At 75.8% G+C, this 4092-nt stretch carries 3 protein-coding genes; 1 reads left to right on the top strand and 2 read right to left on the bottom strand.

Going from position 1 to position 4092, the window contains the following annotated elements:
- Nucleotides 1-1225: DUF5723 family protein (locus Q7W29_08780; GenBank protein ID MDO9171910.1), on the bottom strand; the 1225-nt coding region annotated here is incomplete at its 3' end.
- A 26-nt stretch (nucleotides 1226-1251) separates the two neighbouring features.
- Nucleotides 1252-3291, bottom strand: a complete 2040-nt coding sequence (locus tag Q7W29_08785; GenBank protein MDO9171911.1) for a hypothetical protein — start codon at nucleotides 3289-3291, stop codon at nucleotides 1252-1254.
- A 292-nt stretch (nucleotides 3292-3583) separates the two neighbouring features.
- Between Q7W29_08785 and Q7W29_08790 the strand changes: the two genes are divergently transcribed.
- Nucleotides 3584-4092 (top strand): ABC transporter permease (locus Q7W29_08790; GenBank protein ID MDO9171912.1); only part of this gene is annotated, 509 nt, incomplete at its 3' end.

Here is a 4092-nt window from a genome sequence, read left to right on the forward strand (position 1 = left end):
CCAGGTCCCAGCACAGCGGTCCCAGCGCCACGCCGAGGCCGGCCGCCGCGCGGTTGACGTCGCCGCCGAAGCCCAGGCCCAGGCGCGGCCGCAGCCAGCCGCACGGGCGCCACTCCAGGCCCGCGTTCAGCTCGACGCGCCGGCCCGCGCCCGCGCGGTCGTCCAGCGGCTTCACCACGTCCACCGCCAGCAGCAGGGGGCCCAGCGTGTTGCTGGCGCCGAAGCGGACCGTCGTGGGCAGGCTGCGGGCGTAGGGCGCCGCCGCCGCGACCGTCTTCTCGTCGACGACGCGGTCCGCGGGCTCGTCGGTGTCCAGCGCGAGCGAGTCGACCGTCGCCCGCCACGTCGTGCGCTCGACGTCGCGGTCCCACTCGATGCGGCTGGCGGCGTTGCTGACCGCCAGTCCGAGGACCCAGCCGCGCGGCGCCTGCAGCGCCAGCCCGGCGTCCACCGCGTAGCCGGTCCCGCCGCGCGACGTGAGGTAGGAAGCGGACGCCTCGCCGCGCACCTCGGTCATCGTGGCGACGACGGTCCCGCTCGCCGATTCGACGCGCAGGTCGTAGAGGCCGTGCAGGTAGCGGGCGTTGACGCCGGCCGACAGCCGCACGGCGCGGCTGGTCAGCAGCGGCGCCGCGAACGACAGGGTGCCGGAGGCCAGCGCGAAGCCCTCGCCGTCGGTGTCCTCGAAGCTGAAGCTCTCGTCGATCTCGTTGCCCATCAGGACCAGGTCGAAGAAGTCCTTGTCCAGGGTGCCGGTGCCGCCGGCGAGCCCCTGCAGGCTCAGGGCCACCGGCCCCACGCAGAGGCCCAGGGCCGAAGCCCGCACGTCCGCGTTCAGCATGAAGCCCTCGTCCGGGATGTCGTCGAGCAGCCGCTGCTTGTCGGCGGCGTTGAGCGTGGCGCCGGAGATCTCGTTGTAACGCTCCAGGGAGAAGGCGTTGTTGTTGAGGTCCATCGCAACCGAGGCCAGGCCGACCTCCACGCCGTGGGGGCGGCGCAGCGCGAGGTTCGCCGGGTTCCAGCCGACGGCGTCGAGGCCGCGCGCCGCGGCCGTGTAGGCCCCGGCCAGGCCCATGGCCCGCACCTGGCCCTGGGCGGCGGCCGGCGCGACGGGCAGCGCGAGCAGGAGCGCCGGCAACAGCGCGAGCAGCGGCGCGGCGCGACGGGCGGCGCGGGACAGGGCGGTGCGGGACAGGGCGGTGCGGTGCGGACGTCGGGCGGTCATGGGTCGCCTCCGGGGCGCTCGGGTCGTCATTCGTCGTCGTCGGTGACGGTGATCTCGGCGGTGAGCGCGCCGCTCACCGTCAGGCGGTCCACACTGCGCAGGGTCACGGTGAGCCCGCCGGTGCCGGGCAGGGTCGCCACCGCCGCGGTGAAGGCGCCCGGCCTGGTCAGCGCCCGCACCTGGTCGCGGGTCAGGGCGACGACGTGCCGGCTGTCGGTCGTCGTGGTCACGTAGCCGCCGACGGCGTCGACCAGCCCTGCGGTCACCGACAGCGGGCCGATCACCAGCTCCGGAGCGTCCAGCGCCGACAGGCTGTCGGGCCCGACCTGCAGCCGCACGTCCACGCCGAAGGGGAGGTGGTTGCCGATCACGGCGGTGATCGCCGCCGTCTCGAGGTGGCGGTCGAGGTCGCGGCGCAGGTCGTCGTCCAGATCCAGCGGCTCGGGGTCGAACGCGGTCTCGGACGGCAGCAGTTCGAGCCGCAGCGGGGCGTCCACGCGCCAGCAGGCGCGGGCCCGGTCGCCGGGACGCACGGTGCCCACCCAGCCGTCGCCGCCGACGCTGACCGCGCCGGCGAAGGTCAGCTCCTCCGGCAGGAGGCTCAGCAGCTCCGCGATGTTGCTGTTGTGCTCGTCCAGCACGATGCTCGTGCGGGACTCGCCGCCGGCGCGGGCGGGCGCGACCTCGGCCACGACGCTCAGCTCGGCCTCGTCGCCGGCGGCGTTGCGGCCCACGAGGCTCAGCTCGACCTCGCCGCCGATGCCGGTGCCGTTGAACACGTCCACCACCAGCGTCGCCGACGCCAGGCGCACGCCGTCGAGCTCGTCGGGGATGTCGATCGTCTCGGTGCGCGGCGCGAAGGTGAAGACCTCGCGGGGGAAGACCCCCTGCACCTCGGCGAAGGCCAGCGTCAGCGGCGCGATGGCCGCCGACAGCCCGGCGTCGGCGGACAGCGTGACCACGCCGTCGCCGCTGCCGGGCGAGGCGATCGCCACGTCGTAGGTCAGCCGGGTCAGCGCGTCGCCGCCGCCGGCGGTGATCGTGCAGCCGGCGAGGTCGACGACCGTCCGCCGCTCGCCGCCCGACGGCAGGTCCAGGCGCACGACCAGCGTGTCGCCGCGGAGGTCCCGCAGCTGCGGGAACGTCACGCGCGCCGAGCAGGGCAGCTCGATGCCGCTGGACAGCGCGAGGTCCAGCACGCCGCTGCCGATCGTCGCCGCCAGGATGCCCAGCGAGTCCGGCAGGTCGGCGCCGCCCGACTCGTCGAACGCGAGCGCCTCGACGCGGGCCGTGGCCTCGTCGACGACCAGGCCGGTCAGCAGCATCGTCACCGACAGCGAGGCGTCGGGGGTCACGACGGCGGCGGCGGCGCCCGGCGAGCCGCCGCGCAGGCGCACGGCCAACCCGCCCGAGAGCACGGCGCCGGCGAGGTCGGTCTGCACCGCGGCGCTGTCGCCCGGTGCGATCTCGCCGTCGAAGACCACCGTCGTCACCACCGCGCCCGCGCCGTCCAGGACGTCGGCGACGATCCGCTCCGGCGCCGCCGCGCCCGAGACCGGCACCGGCAGCCCGTTGCGCAGCCGCACTTCGAGTCGGCCGGAGGCGATGCGCGCGGAGTCGAGCCGGTCCAGGGGGGCGGGATCGCTCTGCAGGTCGATCGTGAACGCCGGCACCGGCAGGGGCACCGGCGGCAGGGCCGCCAGCTCGGGCGCGATCTCGGCCAGCGTGAAGCCGGCGGTCCGGGGCGGCTGGTCCGGCAGCGCGAAGGCGCCGAGCTCGGCCGCGACGTCGAGGCCGTCCAGTTCGGCGACGAGGTCGAGATCCAGCTCGACGCTCGTCGTGTCGCCCTCCGCGCCGAACACCAGCACGGAGTCCGCGCCCGCGACGACGTCGTCCTGGTCCTCGAGCGCTTCGAGCACCGTGAGCTCGTGCGTGCCGATGGGCACCGAGACGCGGGTCGTGAAGACCGGCAGGGCGGGCTCGGCGATCTCGCAGCCGGCGGCGGCGAGGCAGGCGGTCAGCAGGCCCGCGGCGGCGAGCCGGCGCTGGGCGGCGACGATGTGCATGGTGCTCTCCCGGTTGTCGTTCCCTCGTCGCCGCCGGCCATGAAAGTCCCGTGCCGCGGAGCGGCGCGACATCGGCCCGGGCGCGGGGGCGCGACGGGGAACGATCGGGAACGGCGGGGCAGGACGCGCCGCCGCGGCCTGTCCCCGTCAGCGCGGAGGCATCCCGCGCCCCGACGCGGGCGCCGCAGCTTGCACGGGGGCCCGTGCTAAGTGCGTCCGGGCCGAGGGCCGGCCTTGACCGCGCGCGGGGGCCGTCCCTAGACTGACCCGGGCCGACCAACCGGGAGCACCGATGATCCGTGACCTGCTGACGCGACTGGCGACCGCCCTGCTGCTGGTGCTGGCCGCGCTCAGCCTGGTCTTCCTGATGGCGCGCCTCGCGCCGGGCGACCCGGTGGAGATGCTGCGCGACCCCGACCTCGACGCCGCGGGCCGGGCGCTGCTGCGGCAGCAGTACGGCCTCGACCGCCCGCTCGCCGAGCAGTACGTCCGCTGGCTGGGGGGCGTGGTGCTGCACGGCGACCTCGGCCGCAGCCTGCGCCTGCACCGCGAGGTGTCGGACATCCTCGCCGAGGCCGTGCCGCGCACGCTGCTGCTGACCGTCACCGCCTACCTGGTCCACCTCGCGACGGCGATCCCGCTGGGCGTGTGGATGGCGCGCCGCCGCGGCTCGGCCGCGGAGCGGGCCGTCGGCGCCCTGGGTCTCGCGGTGAACTCCCTGCCTGCCTTCTGGCTCGGGCTCATGCTCGTGCTGGTCTTCGCCCGCGGGCTGGGCTGGTTGCCCGCCTCGGGGATGCACGC

Source organism: bacterium (assembly GCA_030654305.1).
In the GTDB taxonomy this organism is placed as follows: Bacteria; Krumholzibacteriota; Krumholzibacteriia; order LZORAL124-64-63; family LZORAL124-64-63; genus PNOJ01.

Coding starts and splice junctions, on each gene's coding strand:
- Q7W29_08785 (MDO9171911.1), bottom strand. CDS start 3,291: ATGCACATCGTCGCCGCCCAGCGCCGGCTCGCCGCCGCGGGCCTGCTG.